Genomic DNA, 2,715 nt, shown 5'->3' on the forward strand with positions numbered 1-2,715 from the left:
ATGTCGCGGATCTGGAGGCCAGCACGACGGCGCGCTTCGAAGCGTCGGCCAAGACAGGCAAGGTCCGCAGGTTCAAGGAGTTCGTGAGGGCGCCCGCGGCGCGGCCGGGCCGGCAGCACTCAGGCGACTATAACGGGCGCAGAGCCGACCCTGCGGCTTCCAGACATTGTCGTGTACAGCTTCAGACCCTCAAGCCGAGCCCGCAGGGCCTCGATTACCTTTTACGGGGCGGCGGTACGTCCAAGCCGCTTCAACAGTTAAGAATTTCGCAAAGACGATACCCCCGGATCGTCGAGCTTCCGCTGCCACTTCCCGCATTCGCCGAGGCGGTCAATGACCCGCCCTTCACAATAGTTATCCGACAAGCATCTGGATGCGAGAGATAATGTTGCCGGAGGCATCTCTCATGGCTTCTACACCTGCCTGAACGCCAGAACCGCGTTCGTGCCGCCAAAGGCGAAGGAGTTGCTCAGTGCCACGCGCACCTTGCGCTCGCGTGCCACATTGGGCGTGACGTCGAGATCGCAATCGGGGTCCAGCTCACGATAATTGGCAGTCGGCGGCACGACGCTCTCGCGGATAGCCATCACGCAGGCGATCAACTCGAGCGCGCCGGACGCGCCGAGGCAATGCGCGTGCATGGACTTGGTAGAAGAAATGGACATTGAGAAGGCGTGCTGACCGAAGACGCGCTTGATCGCCGCCGTCTCGATCTGGTCGTTGGCCTTGGTGCCGGTGCCGTGCGCGTTGAGATAGTCGACATCCTCGGCGTCCAGCCTGGCATCGGCAAGGCAGGCCCGCATTGCTGCCTCCGGCCCCTCGACAGTCGGCGCGACGATGTCGGACGCATCGGCGGAAAGGCCGGCACCGGCAATTTCGGCAAGGATGGTGGCGCCCCGAGCCAGGGCATGCTCGTAGCTTTCCAGCACCGCCATGCCGGCGCCTTCACCAAGCGACAGGCCCTGGCGATCGGCCGAGAATGGCCGGCAAGTATCGGGCGAAAGCACGCGGATCGCTTCCCATGCCTTCAGCACACCCCATATGAGCGGCGCTTCGCTGCCGCCGGCAAGCATCACGTCGGCCCGGCCGAGCCTGATCTGGTCCACCGCGCAGGCAATCGCATGGTTTGCCGAGGAACAGGCGGACGTGACGCCGAAGACCGGCCCGCGCAGGCCGAGACTCATGCTGACCTGGCCGGCAGCGGCACCCGGCATCGCCTTGGGTACAGTCAAGAGAGCGGCACGCTTACCGCCCAGAAGGATGGCGCGGTAGGTTTGCTCGATCGCATCCCACCCGCAGCCGCCAACGCCCACCGTCGCACCGAAGCGATACCTATTTCCCTCTTTGGAGGAAAGTCCGGCCTGACGCATGGCTTCGCGCGCCGCAAGCACAGCGAGCAGGCTGAAGCGGTCCATGGAGATGAGTTGCTTGCCGTCGATGTCATGCTCCGGCAGCGCCTTGATCTCGGCACCGATCCTGACCCTCAATTCATGGAGCTCGGAGTTGACGATTGGGCCGATGGCGGAGCGGCCTTCTCGCATCTCTGTCCAAATGGCGGCGGCGTTGGTCCCAAGCCCGCAAATACCGCCAATCCCAGTAATCACGACGCGCCTGTCCATTCACACCCCCTTAGCGAGCAAGCTGCGCACGGCTTCCACCATGTCCCCAACATTCTGGAGATCCGACCATGCCTCGGCCGTATTCATCTCGATCTGGATGCCGTAGGCCTGCTCCAGGTCCCAGAGAACGTCCGCCAATCCCAGTGAATCGATACCGAGCGAAGTCAGTCCCGTGGCAGCCGTTATCTCGCCGCCTGTGGCAGGCGCTATGCCGCCCTCCGACGCGGCGCGCTTCTTGATAATGGCGATTATTTCGTTGGCGAGTTGATCTGCCATCTTGTTCCTTTCCAGCTTGCGTTTTCGGCGTCGTTCAAAACCCGAGTCGCGTCGCGTTGCCAAAATTGCCCCTCATAGAGCCTGTGCGACCGACCAAGCCCAATGCCCATAGGAACCGGACGAGTTCCGGCTTCTGCGGCGTCAGCCCGATGATGAAGAAAAGTCGCCGGCCTCCCGCTTTTGCGCCAGCACATCAAGAATCTGCGTGTAAATGGATAGGAACCGTCGTCAAACGTCAGCTAAACGCTGCGACGGTGGGTGCTGTCAGCGTATTCACTCGGCACCTCATATGTAATCGAGATGTTTCATAGCTCCGGACCAGTTGCGATCAACTATTGTACCGGTCCGCCATTCGTCGGAGAGTTCGACATGATCGGAGCGCTGCTTCTCATTCCCAGTACAATCTCCACCGCACGCGACAGATTTCCTCTTTCGGGCTCTTCTCAAGGGACTCGCCACGCGATAGAGGCAGTGATCGGCGCACGTGAGGTCCTGCCAAGTCCATGCGACATTCCGGAAAATTGGTAAAATCGTTTGTTTCAATCAAATGCATCCACGCTATGGATAGCTAAGACATGCGTTTCAAAGGGCTCGATCTGAATCTTCTCGTCGTTCTCGACGCGCTGCTGAGCGAGCGCGGCCTCACGGCGGCGGCACGCCGCATCAACCTAACCAAATTCATGGGGGTTGGTGGATGTGGCGCAAGCCGTTGAAATGACGTAGGATTTGGTTGCCTAAGCCGATCCGAACCATTTCCCGGAGACCACACCCACCATGAACGATCTTGCGCTGCCGCTGAGCGGTTTGTCATCAGTCGGCG

Annotated in this window: 2 protein-coding genes and 2 pseudogenes; 2 read left to right on the top strand and 2 right to left on the bottom strand. The window is 60.9% G+C overall.

Annotated features, from left to right (window positions below):
• Positions 1–262: 262 nt before the first annotated feature.
• Positions 263–427, top strand: a pseudogene (locus tag NKJ12_RS31925) (LysR family transcriptional regulator); the annotation flags it as partial.
• Here the strand turns inward: NKJ12_RS31925 and NKJ12_RS31930 are convergent.
• Positions 414–1,619 (bottom strand): beta-ketoacyl-[acyl-carrier-protein] synthase family protein, encoded by a 1,206-nt coding sequence (locus tag NKJ12_RS31930; RefSeq protein ID WP_352508066.1) that lies wholly within the window; start codon positions 1,617–1,619, stop codon positions 414–416. The pseudogene NKJ12_RS31925 and the gene NKJ12_RS31930 overlap by 14 nt on opposite strands.
• A complete protein-coding gene (locus NKJ12_RS31935) occupies positions 1,620–1,895 on the bottom strand; it encodes an acyl carrier protein (RefSeq protein ID WP_352458906.1) in 276 nt (91 codons plus the stop codon).
• 575 nt (positions 1,896–2,470) lie between these two features.
• Between NKJ12_RS31935 and NKJ12_RS31940 the strand changes: the two are divergent.
• Positions 2,471–2,572: pseudogene (locus tag NKJ12_RS31940) on the top strand (LysR family transcriptional regulator); the annotation flags it as partial.
• Positions 2,573–2,715: the final 143 nt, after the last annotated feature.

The sequence above is a fragment of the Mesorhizobium sp. M0195 genome (assembly GCF_040322115.1).
In the GTDB taxonomy this organism is placed as follows: Bacteria; Pseudomonadota; Alphaproteobacteria; order Rhizobiales; family Rhizobiaceae; genus Mesorhizobium.

Bases quoted from the DNA above. Each gene is read 5' to 3' on its own strand.
- NKJ12_RS31930 (WP_352508066.1), bottom strand. From the start codon at position 1,619: ATGGACAGGCGCGTCGTGATTACTGGGATTGGCGGTATTTGCGGGCTT.
- NKJ12_RS31935 (WP_352458906.1), bottom strand. From the start codon at position 1,895: ATGGCAGATCAACTCGCCAACGAAATAATCGCCATTATCAAGAAGCGC.